Below are 283 nucleotides of genomic sequence, written 5' to 3'. Positions count from 1 at the left end.
CGATCTTTATGGGTATGAAGGACGAAGTGTATTCTTTCTTATCTGAAATTGTTCAGTCGCAGGACCCCTTTGTACAAATCGATACGTACCTGCGTAGGCTGGAGCCCTTTCAGACGAAGTATTTGTTTTTTAACCTGGATGTGTTGGAGATCTCGCGTAAGTATCCGGCGATTAAAGAGAAACTGGATGCGACGATTCTCCTGCGCAAGGAACAGATGACGCATTTCTTTAATCTCTTTGACGAAAGTGGGTATTTGCAGCCGGAGCCGAGTAAGGAATATTA

At 44.2% G+C, this 283-nt stretch carries 1 protein-coding gene; it reads left to right on the top strand.

Annotation, left to right across the window (positions count from 1 at the left end; all coding sequences use genetic code 11):
• Window positions 1-283: TetR/AcrR family transcriptional regulator (locus KK062_RS30280; RefSeq protein WP_317195824.1), on the top strand; the 283-nt coding region annotated here is incomplete at both ends.

The sequence above is a fragment of the Dawidia cretensis genome, assembly GCF_018598175.1.
Lineage (GTDB): Bacteria > Bacteroidota > Bacteroidia > Cytophagales > Cyclobacteriaceae > Ohtaekwangia > Ohtaekwangia cretensis.
The sequence above is the reverse complement of the archived record's forward strand: the minus strand, read 5'-3'. Positions and strand labels throughout refer to the sequence as shown.